The sequence below is a fragment of the Ramlibacter aquaticus genome (genome assembly GCF_015159745.1).
Lineage (GTDB): Bacteria > Pseudomonadota > Gammaproteobacteria > Burkholderiales > Burkholderiaceae_C > Ramlibacter > Ramlibacter aquaticus.
In genome coordinates, this window is sequence record NZ_JADDOJ010000186.1 from 1 (window position 1) to 462 (window position 462).

At 54.1% G+C, this 462-nt stretch carries 1 protein-coding gene; it reads left to right on the forward strand.

What is annotated here, in order from left to right:
- Positions 1-25 precede the first annotated feature (25 nt).
- Positions 26-462, forward strand: a 437-nt coding sequence (locus IM725_RS20065; protein ID WP_193782402.1) for a DUF262 domain-containing protein, incomplete at its 3' end; no start/stop codon positions are given.

Below are 462 nucleotides of genomic sequence, written 5' to 3' on the forward strand. Positions count from 1 at the left end.
GTATAACCGTTATGGAGATACCGCAATGCTTCCCCCTCGACTGCTCAATGGTACGACCCGCGCTTTTACGATCGAATGCCTGATCCCTACGGCTTCAATAAATCGCGACCTCACCCTTCTTCCAGAAAGCCGCCAAATCATGCGCTTCGTGTTGCCCGACTGGCAGCGTGCTGAATGCTGGGACCGTGAGAAGAAGGTTAGCTTCATCGAAGGTGTCTTTTTAGGCTTCGGAACCGGTTTTCTCGTTGTAAACGGCCGTGAGTGGGAGGGAGATTCTGCTAAGCCGGCTCCCATGGCTGGATGGTTGCTGGATGGTCAGCAGCGAGTATCGGCCGTGCGTGACTTCCTTGCCGGCGAGTTCCCAATCTTTGGTGACATCTACTGGCCAGATATTCCCCGCGCCGATCAGATGCGACGTTTTCTACACCATCCATTCCCTCAAATGGAGATCGAGTACATCGG